Source organism: Herbaspirillum sp. (assembly GCF_017744395.1).
Lineage (GTDB): Bacteria > Pseudomonadota > Gammaproteobacteria > Burkholderiales > Burkholderiaceae_D > Herbaspirillum.
In genome coordinates this window covers 561,576-582,499 of record NZ_JAGIBI010000003.1, presented here as the reverse complement: position 1 = coordinate 582,499, position 20,924 = coordinate 561,576, and the positions used below count along the sequence as shown (strand labels likewise).

The window sequence follows — 20,924 nt, the reverse complement described above, 5'->3', positions numbered from 1 at the left end:
GTCGATGCGCCTTTAAAAACTCCTGATGCATTCCCGGCTGTTTAGACAGCTCAATCGAATGCACGTCTCCTCAGTTTCCTCGGTATAGATACCGTTTGTTATGCACCACCCGCTTGTATTCGGTCCGGCCCCGGCGCCGCTTTCCGATGTGTCGGAAAAGCCTGCCGCACGAGGCGCTGCACATTACAACAAAAAACATCAACAAAGACTGACAAACCTGATCGCCGCAGCGGGAAGCAGTGCCTGCCGTTTCAGCGAAGTCCGCACTTTAACAGCACTCAATACGCTTTACAAAGCATTTTTGACACATTTTGATACATGCTTCTTGGCAACTCAACAGACATCTGACGAAGGCGGCGTTACGCGCCGGCAGCACCGCCTTCGTCATACCCGCATCAGTCGAACACCATATTCGGCAACCACAGCGACAGCGCCGGCCAGTACGTCACCAGCGCCAGGAAGCCCAGCATGGTCAACAGCCACGGCATGACCGCGATGGTCAGCTCGGTGATGCCCATCTTGGTGATGCCCGAGGCCACATACAGGTTCAGGCCAACCGGCGGGTGGCACATACCGACTTCCATGTTGACCACGATCAGGATGCCGAAATGCACCGGGTCGATGCCCAGTTTCATCGCCACCGGGAACAGGATCGGCGCCATGATCAGCACGATCGAGGAAGGCTCCATCACATTTCCCGCCAACAGCAGCAGCACGTTCACCACCAGCAGGAAGGTGATCGGCCCCAGGCCGGTGTCGGTGATCCAGGCCGCCATCGACTGCGGGATGTTCTCGCTGGTGACCAGGAACGAGAACAGCACGGCGTTGGTGATGATGTAGAGCAGCATGGCCGACATCGAGGCCGAGTCCAGCAACACCTTGGGCACCTGCTTGAGGCTCATGTCCTTGTAGACGAACACGGCGATGATGAAGGCATACACCGCCGCCATCGCGGCCGCCTCGGTCGGCGTGAAGATGCCGGTGTAGATCCCGCCCATCACGATCACGATCAGGAACAGCCCCCAGCCGCTCTTGCGGAACGCCGCGAAGCGCTCCTTCCAGCTCGCCTTGGGCAGGCGCGGGTAGTTGTTCTTGCGCGCCAGGAACCAGGTGGTCAGACCGAGCAAAAAGGCCAGCAGCAAGCCCGGCACCACGCCGGCCATGAACAGCTTACCGACCGAGGTATTGGTCGAGACCGAATACATCACCATCACGATGGACGGCGGAATCAGGATGCCCAGCGCGCCCGAGGTGGTGATCACGCCGGCGCCGAAGCGGTTCGGGAAACCCTGCCGCACCATCGCCGGCAAGATGATCGAACCGATCGCCACCACGGTGGCCGGCGACGAGCCCGACACCGCCGCGAACAGCGCGCAAGCCATCACGCCGGCCAGCGCCAGGCCGCCGTGCCAGTGCCCGACCATCGACGTGGCGAAGTTGATCATGCGCCGCGCCACGCCGCCGTGCGTGAGGAAATTGCCGGCCAGGATGAAGAACGGGATCGCCATGATCTCGAACTTCTCGATCCCGGTGAACAATTTCAACGCCACCGACTGGATCGGCACGTCGGTCATGGCGAACAGGAAGGTGAGCACGGTCAGGCCGAGCGAAATCGAGATCGGCATGCCGGTCAGCATCAACGCGAACAGCAGGACGAAGATGATCATGGCGTTCATGCTTTTTCTCCTTTGATTTCTTCATCCAGGCCTTCGACATAGGCGTGGTCATGCTTGGGCAGCTCGCCCGTCCGGGAGAAATTCCACGCCACCTGCAGGAAGCGGAAACACATCAGGTAAGAACCCAGCGGCACCGCCAGGTAGACGATCCACATCGGCACTTCCATCACTTCGGAGGTGCTGTCATGCTGGGCGATGTCATACACGAACTCGGCGCCGAAGGTGCCGACGATGCCGGTAAACAGCGCGCCGGCGAGCAGGCCGAAGATCACGAACTTGTTGCGCCACGGCGTGCTCAGGCGGTTGATCAGCACGTCGACGCCGACGTGGATGCCGGTGCGCACGCCATAGGCGGCGCCGAACTTGGCCATCCACACGAACATGTAGATGCACAGCTCCTGCGCCCAGCTCATGTTGATCTGGATCAGTTCATCCTGCAGCCAGGGAATATCGAGGCCGGACGCATAGCGGTGCACCACGGCCACGAAGATGATGACGGTCGCCGCCGCCATCAGGAAGGCGATCAGCCATTCCTCGAGATGGTCGAGAAACTTCATTTTGTCTCCTGCTTCGATGCGGCCGCCATCCTCGGGAGGCGGCTATCGAGCTTGGTTTTTGAGGTCTTCTTGTCGGCATGCGCCCGCCTGTGCGGCGAACGCATGCTTGCCGGCGCCGGGATTACTTCTGTCCCAGCGCTGCCGCTTCCTTGTTGACGGCTTCGATCAGGTCTTTGCCGATACGGCCTTCCATCTGCTTTTGCACCGGCAGCAGGGCCTTGCGCCATTCCGCCTTTTCCTTGTCGCTCAAACGGTAGATGGTGGTCTTGCCGGTCTTCTGGACGGCCGCCAGCGCGGCGTCGTTTTCTTGCTGGGCGATGGCGTTGGCGTACTTGGTGGCATCCTTCATCGCGCCTTCCAGCTGGGCGCGGACGTCGGACGGCAAGCCATCCCAGAACTTCTTGTTGACGATCACCGCATAGCCCAGGTAGCCGTGGTCGGACACGGTGACGTGCTTCTGCACTTCATGCATCTTCTGGGTATAGAGGTTCGAAGGAGGGTTCTCGGTACCGTCCACCACGCCGGTCTGCAGCGCCTGGTAGACCTCGGAGAAAGCCAGCACCTGCGGGTTGGCGCCCAGCGCGCGCATCTGCGCGTCCAGCACCTTGGAGGACTGGATGCGCATCTTCAGGCCGCGGAAATCGGACGGCGCATGCAGCGGCTTGTTGGCCGACATCACCTTGAAGCCGTTGTCCCAGTAGGCCAGGCCGGTGATGCCCTTGGGTTCCAGCTTCTTGAACAGGTCGCGGCCGATCGGGCCTTCGGTCACCCGGTACAGCACTTCCTTGCTGGGGAAGATGTAGGGCAGGTCGAATACCTCGAATTCCTTCACGCCCAGCGGGCCGAACTTGGCCAGCGACGGCGCCAGCATCTGCACCGCGCCCAGTTGGAGCGCTTCCAGTTCTTCCTTGTCTTTATACAGCGTGCTGTTCGGATAGACCTCGACCTTCACGCGGCCCTTGGTGGCCTTCTCGGCCAGTTCCTTGAAACGCTCGGCGCCCTTGCCCTTGGGCGTATCGTTGGCCACCACGTGGCTGAACTTGATGATGATGGGCTGCTGCGCGAAGGCGCTGCCGCTGGCGATGGCCGCCGCGGATAATGCGAACAGCAAGGACTTGAGTTTCATGGTGTCTCCCCTGATCAGGAATTTAGTAATTAGTAATAAGAATTTTCAGGCTGCTGGCACGCAGGCCAAGTGGCCCGGCGATTCTGCATAGCTCACCAAAATGGGGCAACTGTGGATAACCACAATCCAAGCACTGCGGCGCAGCCCGCATGCCCCCCCCGGCGCTGGCGCCGGGCCGCGCCCGCGGCTACACTGGCGGCGTCATGAAACCCTCGCCGCCCACCCTCACCCAGCCCACGCCGGCCTCGCTGCTGCTCGCGTCCGGGCGCAAGACCACCATGCGCTGGCTGATCCCCATCCTGCTGGTCTTCCTGTTCCTGGCCACGCTGATCTGGCTGCCGCGCCAGGCGCAGCAGATGGAAGCCAGCGAACGGCTGGAGCAACTGATCGCCGATTCCCTGTGGGTGGAACAGGCGATCCGGTTCCAGCTGAGCCGCGACGACGAAAGCATGCGCATCATTTCCCGCGAGATCATCCAGAACCACCTGCGCCAGGACCATTTCCGCAGCCGCCTCAACGCCCTGCTGCGCAACAACCGCGAGCTGTACCGCGTCACCTGGTTCGGCGCCGACGGCAAGCCGGTGGCGTCCACCGACGACTTCCCCATCGCCCACGACAACCTTTCCGCCCCTTCACTCATGACCAGCGAGCGTGCGCGCCAGCTCCGCCGCCCGCTATACAGCCCGCCGGCGGTGCCGCCCGGCATCGCCGAGCCATCGCTGATGGACTACCACGTGCCGATGTTCCGCGACGGCCACTACATCGGCAGCCTGGTCGCCAGCTATGCGGTGTCGCGCATCCTCAGCGAAATGGTTCCGTGGTGGTTCGCCCAGGACAATGAGATCTCCCTCACCGACACCGACGACAACGTGGTGGCGCGCCGCACCGCCGGCGGCCCGGGCCTGAACGTCTATACCCACCGGCGCGAGCTGGAGCTGCCCGGCCTGACGCTGGTGCTGCATACCAACAGCACCAAGAGCGCCCCCAAGCTCCTGCCCAACCTGCTGGCGGGTTCGGTGATCGTGCTTTCGCTGGGCCTGCTGTGGAGCCTGTGGGCGCTGTGGCGCGACATCAACCGCCGCACCAAGGCCGAAGGCGCGCTGCTCAATGAGGCGACCTTCCGCGCCGCGATGGAAAACTCGCTGATCACCGGCATGCGCGCGCGCGACCTGCAGGGCCGCATCACCTACGTCAACCCGGCCTTCTGCAAGATGGTGGGCATCCCGGCCGAGGAGCTGGTGGGCAAGATCCCGCCCATGCCCTATTGGGCGCCGGAAGCGATGGACGAATACCAGGAACGCTTCTCCAACGTGCTGGCCGGACGCATCACGCCGCAGTTCGAAACCATCTTCCAGCGCAAGGACGGCGAACGCTTCCCGGTGCTGATCTTCGAAGCGCCGCTGCTGGACCAGAACGGCAAGCAGACCGGCTGGATGGGCTCCATCCTCGACGTCTCCGAGCGCAAGCGCGCCGAAGACCTGAATCGCAAGCAGGAAGAAAAGCTGCAGGCCAGCGCGCGCCTGGCCAGCATGGGCGAGATCGCCTCCACGCTGGCGCACGAGCTGAACCAGCCGCTGGCGGCCATTTCCAGCTTCACCACCGGCGCGCTCAACATGATGCAGCAAGGCACGGCCGATCCCAGGACGCTGCAGCCGGCGCTGGAGAAGATCCACGCCCAGGCCCAGCGCGCCGGCCACGTGATCCGCAGCGTGCACCAGTTCGTCAAGAAACGCGAACCGGCGCGCCAGCGGCTGCAGATCGGCGACTTGATCGACAATATCACGCCGCTGGTGGAATTGCAGGCGCAGCAATTCCTGGTGGTGCTGCAAACCCATATCCCGCCCGGCCTGCCCCCGATACTGGGCGACCAGGTGCTGCTGGAGCAGGTCATCCTGAACCTGACGCGCAACGGCATCCAGGCCATGACCGATACGCCCCCGGAACGCCGCATCCTGCGCATCGCGGCCGAGCTCGACCGCAGCCCGCCCAGCGCGGAGTCGGTGGTGGTCTCGGTGACCGACCAGGGCCACGGCATCCCGGAAGATGTCGCGGCGCGCCTGTTTTCGCCGTTTTTCTCGACCAAGGCCGAGGGCATGGGCATGGGCCTGAACATCTGCCGCACCACCATCGAATTCCACGGCGGCACGCTGACGTACACCAACAACCCGGCAGGCGGTACAATCTTCCGGTTTTCGCTGCCCGCGCAAAGCGGGGCCCACTAAAAAAATCAGGGAAGAGACAAACGGAAACGCCCTGCCGCGCTCCGTTGCACACCGATGCTTCACATAGTCGACGACGAAGAAATCATCCGCGATTCGCTGGCCTGGCTGGCGCGCTCGCGCAATATTGCCGCCGCCGGCTACGAGAGCGCACAGGCGCTGCTGTCGGCGTTGGACAATCCTTCCGGTTTCGATCCCGACGGCGAGTGCATCCTGCTCGACGTGCGCATGCCCGACATGAGCGGCGTGGCGCTGTTCAACGAGCTGACGGCCAGGGGCCTGGCGCGGCGGCGCCCGGTGATCTTCCTGACCGGCCACGGCGATGTGCCGATGGCGGTCGACATGCTGAAAAACGGCGCCTTCGACTTCTTCGAAAAACCCTTCAACGACAACCAGTTGATGGACCGCGTGCTGCAGGCGCTGGAAAGCTCGCGCGCGGCCGGCGCGGAAGATGCGGTGCAAACCCGGCTGGCCGGCCTGTCGGCGCGCGAACGCGAAGTGCTGGACCTGATCCTGGCCGGCAAGATGAACAAGGTCATCGCCGACGAGCTCGGCATCAGCATGCGCACGGTGGAAGTGCACCGCGCCCATATCTTCGACAAGATGAACGTCAAGACCGCGGTCGAACTGGCGCGCCTGCTGAAATAACCGCGCCTAGGCCGTGTCATGAATATCCTCAACCTCCTGCTGCCCGACTTCAGCCTGATCGCGCTGGGCATGCTGGTCTACCGCATCACCAACTGGGGCGAGCACTTCTGGGCCGGGCTGGAAAAACTGGTCTACTTCCTGCTGTTCCCCGCCCTGCTGTTTTATTCCACCGCGCGCCTGAAGCTGGACCTGTCGGTCACCGGCGGCCTGCTGCAGACCGGCATGCTGGCGCTTCTGTGCGGCATCGCGCTGACCTGGCTGGGCAAGCCTTTCATCAAGGCCACGCCGATGACCTACGAGTCCGGCATGCAGACCGCCTACCGCTTCAACTCCTACATCGCGCTGGCGCTGGCGACCCGCATGGCGGGCGAGGAAGGCGCCGGCCTGATGGCGATGCTGCTGGGCTTCGGCGTGCCGTTGTGCAATGCGGCGGCGGTGCATGCGCTGGCGCACAAGAGCGGCAACCTGCTGCGCGAACTGGCGAAGAACCCGCTGCTGATCGCCACCGCCGCCGGCTTGCTGTTTTCAGTCGCCGGGCTGCATCTGCCGGAAGTGGCCGGCGTGGTGCTGTCGCGCCTGGGCGGCGCATCGATCGCGCTGGGGCTGCTGATGGTGGGAGCCGGACTTCGTTTGTCGGGCCTGAAGGAAAGCAAGCTGATGGTGGCCTGGCTGGTCGGCATCAAACTGCTGGCGGTACCGGCGGCGGCCTTCTTCATCGGCCGCTACCTGCACTTGCCGCCGCTGCAATGGCAGATCGCGGTGCTGTTCTGTTCGCTGCCGACCGCCTCCAGCGCCTACATCCTGGCGACCCGCATGGGCGGCAACGGGCCGGCCACCGCCTTCCTGATTTCCTTCGGCACGCTGGTGTCGGCCGTCACCATCCCGTTCTGGCTGACGCTGGTGCATTGACCGGCGCCAGCCATACACGCTACTGCCCCGGCGTCGCCACGATCCGCTGCTCGGTCTCGCGCAGGATCGCCGCGCGCGAATACAGCAGCGGGAAGTACTCGCCCTTCAGCCATTTCCCGGCCAGGTCTCGGTAATGCGGGCTGGCCGGATCGCCCGACTGCCCCGGCGAATTGACGGCCCAGGAGTTGTCCCAGCGGCCCACATCCACCACCACCCGGAACGACGGCCCGTTGGTCTGGCGGAAGTCGCTCACGCGGTAAGTCGACTGGTTCGGCGAATAGGCGCCGCCATGCTTGGGCAAAGGTCCCACGTTCAGCTTGGCGCGCATCGCCTCGTCCACCACGCCGGCCAGCGGATGCTCCATCAGGTTGTGGTGCAGCTTGCCCCATTGCCATTGCGCCGCATCGCCGCCCTGCAGCTTGACCATTTCCGCATAGGCTGCGCCCAGGCTGGACAGCAGCACCTGGTCGCGCTTGGCGCGCGCCGCGCTGTCGGTGGCGCCGAAAGACGGCGTCGGTTGTTCCAGCGTATCGAGCAGCACCGCGGTATCGGGCGCGCCCATCGCATCGGCGGCGGCACGGCTCAGCACGGCCTCCTTGAAGGCCTTGCCCAGATGGCGCGACAGCCAGACTTCGTACAGGGCCGGTTGGGCGGCATCGCTGCGTTCGACGTAATCCCAGTTGGCCAGCAGGGCCAGCGCCGCCTTGGTATTGGCATCCTCGGACGACAGCGGCTTGAGCAAGGCCCCCAGCCGCCGCGCCGGAATCGCCAGGTCGTCGTTCTGCAGCTTCATCGAATCCTGCAGCGACACCTTGGGCAAAGCGGCCAGCACTTCGCTGATGCGGGTAAAGCGCGAGTTGTTGGTCCACTCGAAGCCGAGCTTGCGTTCCTGGTAGGGATAGTCGGCCGGCAGGTTCATCTGGTTGGCCGAGGCGAACCAGCCCTGCTTCGGGTTGTAGGTCGAAGGCAACTGGTCGCCGCGCCAGAAGCCGTCCCATTCGTAGCGGCCGTCGCCGGGCACCGGCAACAGGCCGTCCCAGTTGAGACGCTTGGGCGCCAGCCCGCCCGGCACCCAGCCGATGTTGCCCTTGACGTCGGCATACACCTGGTTCTCGGTAGGCGCGCCCCAGTTCAGCATCGCATGCTTGAAGCTGGAGAAATTACGCGCGCGCATGTAATCGATGCTGCCGAAATACGGCGACATGCCCGGCTCCAGCCAGCCCGAACGCACCGCGTAGGCGCGGTGCTTTTCCTTGTCGACGTAGATCACCGGGCCGTGCCGTGTAAAGACCAGGTCGGCGACCGCCGGCGCGCCGCCTTTCACCCGCACCGGCTCGTGCAGCACCTTGAACGGCTCCCAGCCGCCCTTGTACTTGTACTCGCTGGAATTGGCCGGGTTGAGCTCGTACACGTAGAGGTCTTCCTGGTCGATGTTGAAGATGGTCAGGCCGAAGGCGATGGTGCCGTTGTGGCCGATCGAGATGCCCGGCAGCGCCGGCTCCCCGGCGCCGATCACGTCCAGCCCCGGCGCGCTGATATGGGCGATGTAGCGCAGCGACGGCGCCGAATAGGCGCGGTGCGGATCGTTGGCCATGATGGCGCGGCCGGTGGCCGACTTCGACGGCGCCACCACCCAGTTGTTGCTGCCTTCGGTGGTTTCTTCCGGGTTCGTCGCCAAGGCCAGCCTGACCAGGCTGCCATCGTCGGCATTGGCCGCGCTCAAGCTTTCCCGGGTGATCTTCACGCCCTGCGTGGCCAGCGTGAACACCTTCAGCAAATCCTTGGGCAGGCAGGGATCGAGGCCTTCGGGCATCTGCGCGGTCCACTTCGGCGTCAGGCCGGAACGCACCTCGTCGGACTTGAGGTCGGCCGCGCAGGCGACCTTGGCGCGCGCCACTTCGCTTTGCAAATTGCGCGTCAGGCCGTGGCTGCGGATGCGCACCACGTCTTCGGCCTGCCACTTGGCGGGCAGGTAGCTCAGTTGACGGAATTCATACGGCAGCTTGTCCCGGTGCTGGCCCACATGATCGATATAGGCGTTGATGCCTTCGACGAAGGCCTGCGCCACTTGCTCCGAACCCGGGCCATAGGATTTCCACTCGCGCCGCATGTCGCCGCGGTAGAGGAACAGGCGGGTCGCCTTGTCCTGCTCCAGGTAGGCCGGGCCGAACACTTCCGACAATTGCCCCAGCCCGCGCCGGCGCCACAGGTCGATCTGGAACAGGCGGTCGCGCGCGGCGTTGAAGCCCTGCATGAAGAAGGCATCGCGCTGGCTGGCGGCGAAGATGTGCGGCACGCCCCAGCGGTCGACCAGGATTTCCGCCTGGTGCTGCAGGCCGGGAATGGCCAGTGTTTCGGTGGATGCGGAAGAAGGCAGCTTGGCCGCTTGCGCGTCGCGGGCCTGCGACGCCGGCACGAAGATGAGGGGGATGCTGCAGCCCAATGCGGCGGCGATGACGCCCGCCCGGTGTTTCAATCCTGGCATGGTTTGTCTCCGTATGTTTTTTTAGAACCTGTTTAGCGGAGACTCACTTTACCCCATGCCGCTCCAGCGCCCAAGCCACATGTTCGCGCACCAGTTCCGACGGATGAGTTTGACGCGTGCGCAGCGCGGCGACGATGGCGGCATCGGCCTTGCCGGCCGGCGACGCGGCGGCGTTGCCCAGGCCGACGGCGAGATTGCGCAGCCAGCGCTCATGGCCGATGCGGCGGATCGCGCTGCCTTCGGTGTTTTTCAGGAATTCCTCTTCGCTCCAGGCGAACAGCTCGACCAGCCCGGCCCGGTCGAGGCCGTGGCGCGCATCGAAGTCCGGCAGGCTGGCGCGCTGGGCGAACTTGTTCCAGGGGCAGTAGAGCTGGCAGTCGTCGCAGCCGTAGATGCGGTTGCCGATCAGCGGGCGCAGCTCCAGCGGGATGCTGCCCTTGAGTTCGATGGTGAGGTAGGAGATGCAGCGCCGCGCATCCAGTTCATACGGGGCGACGATGGCCTTGGTCGGGCAGACATCGATGCAGGACGTGCACTGGCCGCAATGCGGGGTGACCGGCTCGTCCACCGGCAGCGGCAAGTCGATCAGCATCTCGCCGAGGAAGAACATCGAGCCAGCCTCCCGATGCAGCAGCAGCGTGTGCTTGCCGCGCCAGCCGAGACCGGCCTTTTCGGCCAGCGCCACTTCCATCACCGGCGCCGAATCGGTGAACACGCGATAGCCGAAGCTGCCGATCTCGCCTTCGATGCGGGTCGCCAGCTGCTGCAGGCGGGCGCGCAAGACCTTGTGGTAGTCGCGGCCGCGGGCGTAGATGGAGACCTGGGCCGCGGCCGGGTCGGCCGCGCGCGCCTCTTCGCGGGCGCGCCAGTCATCGTCCCGGGCCGGCAGGTAAGGCATGCGCACGCTGACCGAACGCACCGTGCCCGGCACCAGTTCGGCCGGACGGGCGCGCTTCATGCCATGGCTTGCCATATAATCCATCTCGCCGTGGTAACCCTTGTCCAACCAGGCCTGGAAGCCGGCTTCGCGATGCGAGAGATCGACGTCGGCGATGCGCACCTCGGCAAACCCGAGCTCACGCCCCCAGGCTTTGATGGCAACGGCAAGTGCGGCGAGATCGGCCATGAATCGGTTATAAAACAGTCAATCGGAAATCAGGTTTGAACATGCAACTCCACCTCCCCGACGAAGCCGCCACCGCCAGGCTGGGCGCCGACCTGGCGCACGCGCTGGCGCCGGGCCTGGCGCTGTACCTGCACGGCGACCTGGGGGCCGGCAAGACCGCGCTCACGCGCGCGCTGCTGCATGCGGCAGGCCACCAGGGGCGGGTCAAGAGCCCCACCTATACGCTGGCCGAGCCCTATGAGGTCGAAATTGCAGGACGCATGGTAACAGCCATCCACTTCGATCTCTACCGGATGGCCAGCCCGGAGGAGTTCCTGGAGGCGGGATTCCGCGAACATTTCAACGAAAATACCGTCTGTATCGTCGAATGGCCCGAAAAGGGGGAAACAGTGTTGCCGCCGCCGGACATTCACATCACCCTGGCGCTCGCACAGCACGGCCGTGATGTAGAATTACGTGCGTTGTCCGACAAGGGTCATCAATGCCTCGCTCGACTGAAATTCGCTCCCAACCTGTAAAGTCCAAAAGCCGCCGCACCATCCTTAAAGCAGGCGGCGCCCTCTTCGTCTCCGTCATCACCCCGCTGCCCGCCTGCGCTTCGCAGATCCTGGCCGTGCGCGTGTGGCCGTCCGACGACTATACCCGCGTGACGCTGGAGAACGACAGCGACCTCAAGGTCACCCACTTCGTGGTGAAGAATCCCGAGCGCCTGGTGGTCGACATCGAAGGCATCGACCTCAACAGCACCCTGAAGGACCTGGTCGCCAAGATCCAGCCCAACGACCCCTATATTAAACAAGTGCGCGTGGGCCAGAACCGCCCCAGCGTGGTGCGCCTGGTGTTCGACCTGAAGGATGAAATCAAGCCGCAGGTGTTCACGCTGGCGCCGGTGGGCGAATACAAGTACCGCTTCGTGATCGACCTCTATCCGGCCAATCCGCCGGACCCGATCGCGGCGCTGATCCAGAAAGGCGACTGGTTCAAGGAAACCCCGCGCGACCCGGCGCAGGCCCAGATACCGATGCAGCCGGAACCGGCCCCGCAGGCGGAGGCCAAGCCGCAGCCCGAGGAAAAAGCCGACAAGAATCCCAAGCTGGCGCAGGACGAGCCGCGCATGCAGCTCACCCGCATGATCACCATCGCGCTCGACCCCGGCCACGGCGGCGAGGATCCCGGCGCCACCGGCGCGCGCGGCAACCGCGAGAAGGACGTGGTGCTGTCCATCGCCAAGCGCCTGAAACGCAAGATCGAGCAATATCCCAACATGCGCGTGATGCTCACGCGCGACGCCGACTTCTTCGTGCCGCTGGGACAGCGCGTGGTCAAGGCGCGCAAGGTGCAGGCCGACCTGTTCGTCTCGATCCATGCAGACGCTTTCGTGCAGCCCACCGCGCGCGGCTCCTCGGTATTCGCGCTGTCCGAAAAGGGCGCCAGCTCGACTGCCGCGCGCTGGCTGGCCAACAAGGAAAACTCGGCCGACCTGATCGGCGGCGTCAACATCAAGACCCACGACCGCCAACTGGCCAGCGTGCTGCTGGACCTGTCGACCACGGCCCAGATCAACGACAGCCTGCGCGTGGGCAATGCGGTGCTCAAGGAAATCGGCGGCATCAACCGCCTGCACAAGGGCGCGGTGGAACAGGCCGGCTTCGCCGTGCTGAAGGCCCCGGACATCCCCAGTATCCTGATCGAGACGGCCTTCATCTCCAACCCGGAGGAAGAAGCCAAGCTGACCGACGAGCGCTACCAGGACCAGATGGCCGACGCCATCCTGACCGGCATCCGCAAGTATTTCGCCAAGAACCCGCCGCTGGCCAAGAACAAGCTGACCTGACCGGCTCGCATCAAGCAAAAGCCCCGGCCCGCATTGCGCGGCGCCGGGGCTTTTGCTTTCATGCGGCCGGGAAAATCAGGCGTTGCTGACCTTGCGCTTGCCGCGCAGCTTGCGCCATATCTGCCACAGGGCGCCGATGACGATGGGTACCACCGCGGCAATGAGGCCGACGATGACCAGCAGGTTCAGGTTCTCCTGCACCAGCGGAATATTGCCAAACCAATAACCCAGCACCACCAGGCTGACCACCCACAGCACCGCGCCCAGGATGTTGAACAACTGGAACTTGGCGAACGTCATGGCCGAGACGCCGGCGATGAACGGCGCGAAAGTGCGGACGATGGGGGTAAAACGGGCGATCACGATGGTCTTGCCGCCGTGTTTCTCGTAGAAGGCGTGGGTCTTTTGCAGCGCCTCGGGGTTGAGCCAGCGATAGCTGTGGGAGTAGACCCGGTGGCCGACCAGCGAACCTATCCAATAGTTGAGGGTATTGCCCGAAACGGCCGCCGCCACCAGCAGGATCATCAGCACCCAGATATTCATGGCGCCGGTGGCGCAGAACGTGCCGGCGATGAACAGCAGCGAATCCCCCGGCAAAAACGGCAGCACCACCAGGCCGGTCTCGCAAAAGACGATCAGGAAAAGTACTGCGTAGATCAGGGTACCGTACTGCTCGATCAGAACACCAAGGTATTTATCGACGTGGACCAGCACGTCAAGCAACTGCAGATAATCCATAAGAACCTGTTCAAAACCCGCCTGCCCCGATTGCACCGCCATGCCTGTGCCCCATGCCGCACGGCCTTGCGTTTCCCGCATTGCCCTGGCGACAACACTGCCGGAAGGATGACGAGGTGTAATGACCTCATCACGACGAAGCATCATACACCATCGCCCTTCCCGTTTTGGACTACATTGAATCGACACCGGCGAACGCCGCCGGCATCCGGCACGTTAAGCACGTTAACGAAAACGGGCCACAAATTGGCGGAGCGCTCTTCAGAACCGCCATGCGCCGGCCGATAACAAGCATGGCTTATGCATAAGAACCTGCCGGACAACTAAAACAAATGGGGGATCAAGATGAATATCAGCCTGAAGAATACGAAAATCGGCATCCGTCTCGCCATGGGTTTCGCCGTCATGGTGATATTGCTGGTGGGCATCGGCACGCTATGCCTGACCCGCATGGCCGAACTGAACCGCCAGATGCACAGCGTGACGCAAAGCGCCTACCCGAAGACGGTCATGGCCAACGACATCATCCTGCAGGAAAACATCATCCTGCGCTCCATGCGCAACCTGGTGCTGATGACCGATCCGGAGCAGTTGAAACAGCAGCATGAGGCGATCGCCTCCGCGATCAAGAATATCGCCGGCGACATGGACGGCCTCGACAAAAGCATCGCCAGCGCCAAGGGCCGCGCCCTGTTCAACGAAATCCGGCAAGTGCGCACCGCCTATGTCGCCGGCAGCGAGAAAGTGGCGCAACTGATCAAGGATGGCAAGCGCGAAGAGGCCATCGCCGCCATGTACGACCCCGCCGAGCAGAGCCTGCGCGTGGCCTACCTGGGCAAGGTCGCCGAACTGGTCCGCTACCAGGATCAGATCATGCGCGACGCTTCCGATGCCGTGAGTGCCCAATATGAACAGGCGCGCGACCTGACCCTGGGTATCGCGGCGCTGGCCATCCTGTTCGCCGTGGTCGTCGCATGGAAACTCACCAGCGGCATCACCCGCCCGCTCAACCATGCGGTAAACCTGGCGCGCACCGTGGCCCAAGGCGACCTCACCAGCAACATCGAAGCCACCACCCGCGACGAAACCGGCCAGTTGCTCGAAGCGCTGCAAACCATGAACGGCAACCTGCAAAAAATCGTCGCCCAGGTCAGGCAGGCCACCGACACCATCAATACCGCCTCCGGCGAAATCGCCACCGGCAACCTCGACCTGTCTTCCCGCACCGAACAACAGGCCGGCTCGCTGGAAGAGACCGCCTCGGCCATGGAAGAACTGACGTCGACGGTGCGCCAGAACGCCGACAATGCGCGCCAGGCCAACCAGCTGGCCGCCTCCGCCTCCGAAGTGGCGCAGCAGGGCGGCAACGTGGTCGGCGAAGTGGTGCAGACCATGGATTCGATCAACGAATCGTCGAAGAAGATCGTCGACATCATCAGCGTGATCGACGGCATCGCCTTCCAGACCAACATCCTGGCGTTGAATGCGGCGGTGGAAGCGGCGCGTGCCGGCGAGCAGGGCCGCGGCTTCGCGGTGGTGGCGTCGGAAGTGCGCTCGCTGGCCCAGCGCAGCGCCTCCGCCGCCAAGGAAATCAAGGCGCTCATCGACGACTCGGTGGAAAAGGTGGGCAACGGCAGCAAGCTGGTGGAACAGGCCGGCGTGACCATGAGCGAAGTCGTCGCCAGCGTGCAGCGGGTGACCGACGTGGTGGTGGAAATCTCCGCCGCCAGCCAGGAACAAAGCGAGGGCATCGAACAGATCAACCTCGCCATCTCGCAGATGGACCAGACCACCCAGCAAAACGCGGCGCTGGTGGAACAGGCCGCCGCCGCCGCGCAGGCGCTGCAGGAGCAGGCCAACGGCTTGACCGCGGTGGTCGGCGTGTTCAAGATCGATGGCATGGCGGCCGATATTCCCGCCTTGCCGGCCGCGCGCCCTCAGCCGCTCAAGGCGCCGGCCCGCGCGCCGGCGAAAATCCCGCCGGCGCAAGTCGGGCGCGTAGCGCTGGCGCCTGAAAAGCCGCCGGTCAAACCGGATCGCCCGAAAGCCGGCGCGGCGACCGGCGACGATGGCGACTGGGAACAGTTCTGAGCGGGAACTGCCGGCCCACAATGCAAGAATTCGGCAGGACAGGCTGGAAAAAACGGCATATGATCAAGCTCAGCGGCGCGGAATCGGGGTCCGTGTCGTTTCCGCCAAGCCAAGGGGATAAAGAGGATGTACAACCATGAGCCGTTCATCAGGGAATTGAACCGCAGGCATTTGTCGGGAGACGAGCGGGATGCGCTGCTGGCCGCCCTTTCGCGTTCGATGGCGATGCTCGAATTCGCCGCCGACGGCACCTTGCTCGACGCCAACGACAACTTCCTGCGCCTGCTCGGCTACCGGCGCGAAGAACTGGTCGGCAAGCACCACAGCATGCTGTGCGACGACACCTATTCCAATACCGACGACTACAGGCAATTCTGGGAACACCTGCGCAGCGGGGAAGTCATTTCGGACACCCTGCAGCGCATCCGTTCCGACGGCTCCACCGTATGGCTCGAAGCGATCTGCAGCCCCATCCTGGACGACCGCGGCCAACTGCTGAAAGTCATCTCGGTGGCGGCCGACATCACCGCCTACATCGACGACTCGCGCCATAGCAACAGCGTGCTCAATGCGCTGAACCGGTCGCTGGGCGTGGTCGAACTGTCGCCCGACGGCATCATCCTGTCGGCCAATGGCAACTACCTCAAGACCATGGGCTACCTTGCCGACGAACTGATCGGCCAGCCGCACAGCATCCTGTGGAGCGGCGACTGGGCCGACAGCGCCGAATACGCCACCTTCTGGCGCGACGTATGCAACGGCCGCTTCTTCTCCGGCCGCTTCCAGCGCCGCGCCCGCAATGGCCGCTCGGTGTGGTGGGAAGCCACCTACTCGCCGGTGCTCGACGCCAGCGGCCGCCCCGAGCGGATCATCTGCATCGGCGCCGACGTCACCTACCGCGTCACGCGCGAAGTCAACGACCGCAAGCACCTGCACCTGCTCTCGCTGGGCATCAACGAGACCGACAACGCCGTCCTCATCACCGACGACAACAACCGCATCGTCTTCCACAACATCGGCTTCACCCGCATGCTGGGCTTCCAGGCGCAGCAGGTGATCGGGGAAAGGCCCAACGACCTGTTCGCCGGCCATCCCGCCTTCGTGCGCCTGATCGAGCGCTGCCACGGCGAACTGCTGCAGGGCCAGAGCTTCCATACCGAAGAACTGATCCGCGACATGAACGACCAGCCGATCTGGATATCGGCGGTGGTCAACCCCATCCTCGACGCCGCCGGCAAGCTGGTCAACGCCGTGTGCGTGATGACCGACATCACCAACACCAAGGTGCACGAGGTGCTGCAATACCGCGTGCTCAATGCGATGGCGCGCGATTCCTCGCTCAACGAGCAGATGAGCCTGCTGTGCGAGGAAGTGGAACGGGTGGCGCCGGAAGTGATCGCTTCCGTCCTGCGCGTGGATGAACAAGGCAAGCTGCATACCCTGGCCGGCCCCAGCCTGCCCGAGTTTTACAACCGCGCGCTGGACGGCATCCAGATCGGCCCCGATGTCGGCGCCTGCGGCACCGCCGCCTTCACCGGCGAGCCGGTCGTCTCCGCCGATATCGAAACCGACCCGCACTGGGCCGACTACAGGAACCTGGCCCTGCCGCACGGGCTGCGCGCCTGCTGGTCGACGCCGGTCAAATCCTCAGACGGCAAGGTGATCGGCACCTTCGCGTTCTATTTCCGCGAACCCCGCGCGCCCGGTCCGTTCCACCAGTTATTGGTGGATGCCGGCCTGCACCTGTGCGCGCTGGCCATCGAGCGCGAAGCCTCGCGCGCGCGCATCCACCAGTTGGCCTTCTACGATTCCCTGACCGGCCTGCCCAACCGCAGCCTGCTGCTGGTGCAGGCCGGGCAGGCGATCGCCACCGCCGAACGCAACCGCAGCACGGTGGCGGTCATGTTCATCGACCTCGACCGCTTCAAGCAGGTCAACGACTCGCTCGGCCACCAGGCCGGCGACGAGCTGCTGCGCACGGTGGCGATGCGGCTGCAGTCGCAGGCGCGGCGTTCCGACATCGTCGGCCGGCTCTCCGGCGACGAGTTCGTGGTGGTGCTCACGCAATACGACGACCGGCACCTGCCCGAAGTCGTCAAGCGCATCCAGGAAAAACTGGCGCAGCCCTGCCACATCAACGGCACGCCGCTCAATCCCTCGGCCAGCATCGGCGTGGCGATGTTCCCTGCCAACGGCAACGACATCGAGACGTTGCTGCACCGCGCCGACATCGCGATGTACCAGGCCAAGGCCGTCAACCGCGGCCGCCACAGCTTCTTCAGCGACGAGATGAACAGCATGGCGCAAGAGCGCCTGGCGCTGGAAAGCGCCTTGCGCGACGCCTTGCGCGGCGGCGACTTCGAGCTGCATTACCAGCCGCAGATCCACCTGGAAGACAACCGCCTGCATGGGGTGGAGGCGCTGGCGCGCTGGCAGCATCCCCAACTGGGCAACGTCTCGCCCGGCCGCTTCATCCCGATCGCCGAGGAGTGCGGCCTGATCGGCGAACTGGGAAAATGGGCGCTGGAGGAAGCCTGCTTCCAACTCTCCGACTGGCGCCGCCGCGGCATCAAGGTGCCGTCGGTATCGGTCAACCTTTCCGCCACCAACTTCCACGACCTGGAATTGCCGCGCTTCCTGACCGACCTCCTGCAGCGCCATGCGCTGTCCCCCTCGGACCTCTCCATCGAGATCACCGAAACCGTGCTGATGGATACCAACCCCAGCACCAACCAGACCATCGCCGCCGTGCATGCGCTGGGCGTGCCGCTGGCCATGGACGACTTCGGCACCGGCTATTCCAGCCTGGGCTACCTGCGCAAACTGCCGGTTTCCGAACTGAAGCTGGACCAGAGCTTCGTGCGCGACATGGCCAAGGATGCCGCGGTGAGCGCGCTCACCAACGCCGTCATCCGCATCGGCGAAAGCCTGAAACTGACGGTGGTGGCCGAAGGGGTCGAAGACGCGGACCAATACGAACTGTTGGTGCGGCAAGGTTGCGACGTGGCGCAGGGCTATTATTTTTCGCCCCCGTTGTCGCCTGCCGGCCTGGAAAACTGGATCCGCGATTTCATGGCCGGCCAGAACAAGCACTGACGCACTGATGCGCCAAGGAAGAAATTGACTGATTGACTGCCATCGACAGCAAGATGGCATATCAAAAAAATAAGTTTCCTGACGGAAAAACAACAGGACCGATAAATGTAGGCGCAAACATCGAAAGTATCCGAAACAGATCAAAAGCCTGTCGGTATACTTCGGCCTTCCCCAGCACATCCTGAAATGCGGACGTAACCGCCGGCATCCACATGCCTGGCCGCTTCCCGCCATTCCTGCATGGCGATGGCCATGTTCCGGAACGCGCCGTACCGGCACCGACGAAGGTGCAGCGGGTTACTCCGATGCGATATGCAAGGCATTCCGGGCGGCGCGTATGCGCCTTCCCTGCCCTTTGATCCAACAACAAGAACATCATCATGTCTATTGACCTGTCCGCTCCGGCGCGCCGCGCCTCTTTCCTGAGCCGCTCCGTCGGCGCCAAGCTGACGGCCCTGACCGTCACCCTGGTCGGCGCCGTCTTCATCATCGCCCTGCTGCTCATCACCTATTCGGCATCGCATATGGTCGAGAAGCGCTCGATCGAGCAGATGTCGGGCGAAGTGCGCAGCGTGTCGCACATGGTGCGCATGTTCGACCATACCGTCACCAGCCAGGTAGACCGCTTCTCCGACATGTTCGGCAATGAGTTCGCCGGCAAATTCGCGCTCGATGAAAGCCGCTCCGTCCAGATCGGCGAGCGCGCCACCCCGGTGCTCACAAGCGACGGCCGCGACCTCAACCTCGACTTCACCATTCCCGACCGCTTCACCGCCGAAACCGGCGTCTCCGCCACCATCTTCGCCAAGACCGGCGACGACTTCGTGCGCGTGTCGACTTCCCTGAAAAAAGAGAACGGCGAGCGCGCCATCGGCACCCTGCTTGACCGCGCCCATCCGGGCTACGCCGCGCTGAAGGCCGACAAGGCCTATAGCGGCCTGGCCACGCTGTTCGGCAAGCAATACATCACCAAGTACGTGCCGATCAAGGATGCCGCCGGCCAGATCGTCGGCATCCTGTATGTGGGCATCGACATCTCGGCCGACATCAAGGCGCTCAAGGACCAGATCAAGTCGCTCAAGATCGGCGATACCGGTTTCTTCTATGTACTCAACGGCAAGCAAGGCAAGGAGCTCGGCACCATGATCGCCGGCGCCCCGCGCGAGGGCAAGGAAGAAGGCGCCAGCCTGCTCGACCTGAAGGACGCTTCCGGCAACGGCTATATCAAGGCCATGCTGGAACAGAAGGAAGACGTGCTGCACTACACCGCCGCCGCCGGCCGCAAGAAGATCATCGCCCTGGCCCGCTACCCCGGCTGGAACTGGGTGGTCGCCGGCGAAGCCTATGTCGACGAACTCACGCGCGAAGTCAATTCGATGCGCAACATCTACATCGGCTGCGGCCTGCTGTTCCTGGCGCTGCTTGGCCTGGTCCTGGCCCTGATGGTGCGCAAGATGGTGTCGCGCCCGCTGGACGCGGTCTGCCAGGCGGCCGACCAGATCGCTGGCGGCGACCTGACGACCCGCCTGACGGTTACGCGCGGCGACGAAATCGGCCGCCTGATGCGGTCCTTCAACGGCATCAGCGAAGGCTTGTCGGCCGTGGTGGCCAGCGTGCGCTCCGGCACCGAGGAGATCAATACCGCCGCCAGCGAAATCGCGGCCGGCAACCTCAACCTGTCAGGGCGCACCGAGCAGCAGGCCAGCGCCCTCGAAGAAACCGCCTCGGCCATGGAAGAGCTGACCTCGACCGTCAAGCAAAACGCCGCCAATGCGGCGGAGGCGGACCAACTGTCGGGCTCGGCATCGACCGTCGCCAGCCAGGGCGGCGAAGTGGTCGGCCAGGTGGTGGAAACCATGAATGCGATCAACACCTCCTCGCAACGGATCGTCGACATCATCGGCGTGATCGACGGCATTGCCTTCCAAACCAACATCCTGGCGCTCAACGCCGCCGTGGAAGCGGCGCGCGCCGGCGAGCAAGGCCGCGGCTTCGCGGTGGTGGCCACCGAAGTGCGCACGCTGGCGCAACGCAGCGCCACCGCCGCCCGCGAGATCAAGGAACTGATCGATGCCTCGGTCCAAACCGTGGGCGCCGGCGGCACACTGGTGGCGCAGGCCGGCGCCACCATGGGCGACGTCGTGGCCAGCGTGCGGCGCGTCTCCACCGTGATCAACGAAATCTCCACCGCCAGCCGCGAACAAAGCGAAGGCATCGACCAGATCAACCGCGCCATCGCGCAAATGGACGAAAGCACCCAGCAAAATGCCGCCCTGGTGGAGCAGGCGGCCGCCGCCGCCCAGTCGCTGCAGCAGCAAGCCCAGCGCCTGGCGGAGGCGGTCAGCACGTTCCGCATCTGAGCGGTAATGCCCCCGCCGTCCAGGCGCCCGGCACTGACCCCGGGGCGCCTGCGGCGGTA

At 64.1% G+C, this 20,924-nt stretch carries 14 protein-coding genes; 8 read left to right on the top strand and 6 right to left on the bottom strand.

The features are described from left to right. Positions 1-395: 395 nt before the first annotated feature. The 3 genes from J7548_RS11450 to J7548_RS11440 form a co-directional block, all read right to left on the bottom strand. The gene (locus J7548_RS11450) at positions 396-1,676 is read right to left on the bottom strand and encodes a TRAP transporter large permease subunit (RefSeq protein WP_290974705.1); all 1,281 of its coding nucleotides are present in this window, start codon (positions 1,674-1,676) and stop codon (positions 396-398) included. After that, entirely contained in the window at positions 1,673-2,233 is a 561-nt protein-coding gene (locus tag J7548_RS11445; RefSeq protein WP_290974704.1) for a TRAP transporter small permease, read from the bottom strand. Before J7548_RS11445 ends, J7548_RS11450 begins: the two co-directional genes overlap by 4 nt. Before the next feature lie 121 nt (positions 2,234-2,354). Continuing rightward, positions 2,355-3,359 carry a TRAP transporter substrate-binding protein gene (locus J7548_RS11440; protein WP_290974703.1) on the bottom strand — a complete coding sequence of 335 codons (1,005 nt, stop codon included), beginning with the start codon at positions 3,357-3,359 and terminating at the stop codon, positions 2,355-2,357. Positions 3,360-3,562: 203 nt separating this feature from the next. Between J7548_RS11440 and J7548_RS11435 the strand changes: the two genes are divergently transcribed. The 3 genes from J7548_RS11435 to J7548_RS11425 are packed head-to-tail and all read left to right on the top strand — an operon-like array spanning position 3,563 to position 7,135. Then, positions 3,563-5,581 (top strand): PAS domain S-box protein, encoded by a 2,019-nt coding sequence (locus tag J7548_RS11435; RefSeq protein WP_290974931.1) that lies wholly within the window; start codon positions 3,563-3,565, stop codon positions 5,579-5,581. Positions 5,582-5,635: 54 nt separating this feature from the next. Further along, complete coding sequence (locus J7548_RS11430) at positions 5,636-6,226, top strand: response regulator (RefSeq protein WP_290974702.1); 591 nt, start codon at positions 5,636-5,638, stop codon at positions 6,224-6,226. An 18-nt stretch (positions 6,227-6,244) separates the two neighbouring features. Further along, entirely contained in the window at positions 6,245-7,135 is an 891-nt protein-coding gene (locus J7548_RS11425; RefSeq protein ID WP_290974700.1) for an AEC family transporter, read from the top strand. A 19-nt stretch (positions 7,136-7,154) separates the two neighbouring features. Here the strand turns inward: J7548_RS11425 and J7548_RS11420 are convergent, their stop codons facing one another. Continuing rightward, positions 7,155-9,620 (bottom strand): penicillin acylase family protein, encoded by a 2,466-nt coding sequence (locus tag J7548_RS11420; protein WP_290974699.1) that lies wholly within the window; start codon positions 9,618-9,620, stop codon positions 7,155-7,157. Positions 9,621-9,663: 43 nt separating this feature from the next. After that, positions 9,664-10,746, bottom strand: a complete 1,083-nt coding sequence (queG, locus tag J7548_RS11415; protein ID WP_290974698.1) for a tRNA epoxyqueuosine(34) reductase QueG — start codon at positions 10,744-10,746, stop codon at positions 9,664-9,666. 41 nt (positions 10,747-10,787) lie between these two features. Between queG and tsaE the strand changes: the two genes are divergently transcribed. Together tsaE and J7548_RS11405 are read left to right on the top strand one after the other, a co-directional pair. Further along, positions 10,788-11,264: a tRNA (adenosine(37)-N6)-threonylcarbamoyltransferase complex ATPase subunit type 1 TsaE gene (gene tsaE / locus J7548_RS11410; protein ID WP_290974697.1), complete on the top strand. Its 477-nt coding sequence runs from the start codon at positions 10,788-10,790 to the stop codon at positions 11,262-11,264. After that, positions 11,228-12,580 carry an N-acetylmuramoyl-L-alanine amidase gene (locus tag J7548_RS11405; RefSeq protein WP_290974696.1) on the top strand — a complete coding sequence of 451 codons (1,353 nt, stop codon included), beginning with the start codon at positions 11,228-11,230 and terminating at the stop codon, positions 12,578-12,580. Before tsaE ends, J7548_RS11405 begins: the two co-directional genes overlap by 37 nt. Positions 12,581-12,655: 75 nt before the next feature. On the opposite strand, the gene J7548_RS11400 is transcribed toward J7548_RS11405, so the two are convergent. Beyond that, entirely contained in the window at positions 12,656-13,318 is a 663-nt protein-coding gene (locus J7548_RS11400) for a VTT domain-containing protein (RefSeq protein WP_290974695.1), read from the bottom strand. 345 nt (positions 13,319-13,663) lie between these two features. Here J7548_RS11400 and J7548_RS11395 point away from each other — a divergent pair, with 345 nt between their 5' ends. The 3 genes from J7548_RS11395 to J7548_RS11385 all read left to right on the top strand — a co-directional run bounded on the left by J7548_RS11395 (position 13,664) and on the right by J7548_RS11385 (position 20,865). Next, on the top strand, positions 13,664-15,409 hold the full coding sequence (locus J7548_RS11395) for a methyl-accepting chemotaxis protein (RefSeq protein ID WP_290974694.1): 1,746 nt from the start codon (positions 13,664-13,666) through the stop codon (positions 15,407-15,409). Positions 15,410-15,535: 126 nt separating this feature from the next. Continuing rightward, a complete protein-coding gene (locus J7548_RS11390) occupies positions 15,536-18,505 on the top strand; it encodes an EAL domain-containing protein (protein WP_290974692.1) in 2,970 nt (989 codons plus the stop codon). A 380-nt stretch (positions 18,506-18,885) separates the two neighbouring features. Beyond that, a complete protein-coding gene (locus J7548_RS11385; RefSeq protein WP_290974691.1) occupies positions 18,886-20,865 on the top strand; it encodes a methyl-accepting chemotaxis protein in 1,980 nt (659 codons plus the stop codon). Positions 20,866-20,924 lie beyond the last annotated feature (59 nt).

Bases quoted from the DNA above. Each gene is read 5' to 3' on its own strand.
- tsaE (WP_290974697.1), top strand. From the start codon at position 10,788: ATGCAACTCCACCTCCCCGACGAAGCCGCCACCGCCAGGCTGGGCGCC.
- J7548_RS11405 (WP_290974696.1), top strand. From the start codon at position 11,228: ATGCCTCGCTCGACTGAAATTCGCTCCCAACCTGTAAAGTCCAAAAGC.
- J7548_RS11400 (WP_290974695.1), bottom strand. From the start codon at position 13,318: ATGGATTATCTGCAGTTGCTTGACGTGCTGGTCCACGTCGATAAATAC.
- J7548_RS11440 (WP_290974703.1), bottom strand. From the start codon at position 3,359: ATGAAACTCAAGTCCTTGCTGTTCGCATTATCCGCGGCGGCCATCGCC.
- J7548_RS11445 (WP_290974704.1), bottom strand. From the start codon at position 2,233: ATGAAGTTTCTCGACCATCTCGAGGAATGGCTGATCGCCTTCCTGATG.
- J7548_RS11425 (WP_290974700.1), top strand. From the start codon at position 6,245: ATGAATATCCTCAACCTCCTGCTGCCCGACTTCAGCCTGATCGCGCTG.
- J7548_RS11435 (WP_290974931.1), top strand. From the start codon at position 3,563: ATGAAACCCTCGCCGCCCACCCTCACCCAGCCCACGCCGGCCTCGCTG.
- J7548_RS11430 (WP_290974702.1), top strand. From the start codon at position 5,636: ATGCTTCACATAGTCGACGACGAAGAAATCATCCGCGATTCGCTGGCC.
- J7548_RS11420 (WP_290974699.1), bottom strand. From the start codon at position 9,620: ATGCCAGGATTGAAACACCGGGCGGGCGTCATCGCCGCCGCATTGGGC.
- J7548_RS11395 (WP_290974694.1), top strand. From the start codon at position 13,664: ATGAATATCAGCCTGAAGAATACGAAAATCGGCATCCGTCTCGCCATG.
- J7548_RS11390 (WP_290974692.1), top strand. From the start codon at position 15,536: ATGTACAACCATGAGCCGTTCATCAGGGAATTGAACCGCAGGCATTTG.
- J7548_RS11450 (WP_290974705.1), bottom strand. From the start codon at position 1,676: ATGAACGCCATGATCATCTTCGTCCTGCTGTTCGCGTTGATGCTGACC.
- J7548_RS11385 (WP_290974691.1), top strand. From the start codon at position 18,886: ATGTCTATTGACCTGTCCGCTCCGGCGCGCCGCGCCTCTTTCCTGAGC.
- queG (WP_290974698.1), bottom strand. From the start codon at position 10,746: ATGGCCGATCTCGCCGCACTTGCCGTTGCCATCAAAGCCTGGGGGCGT.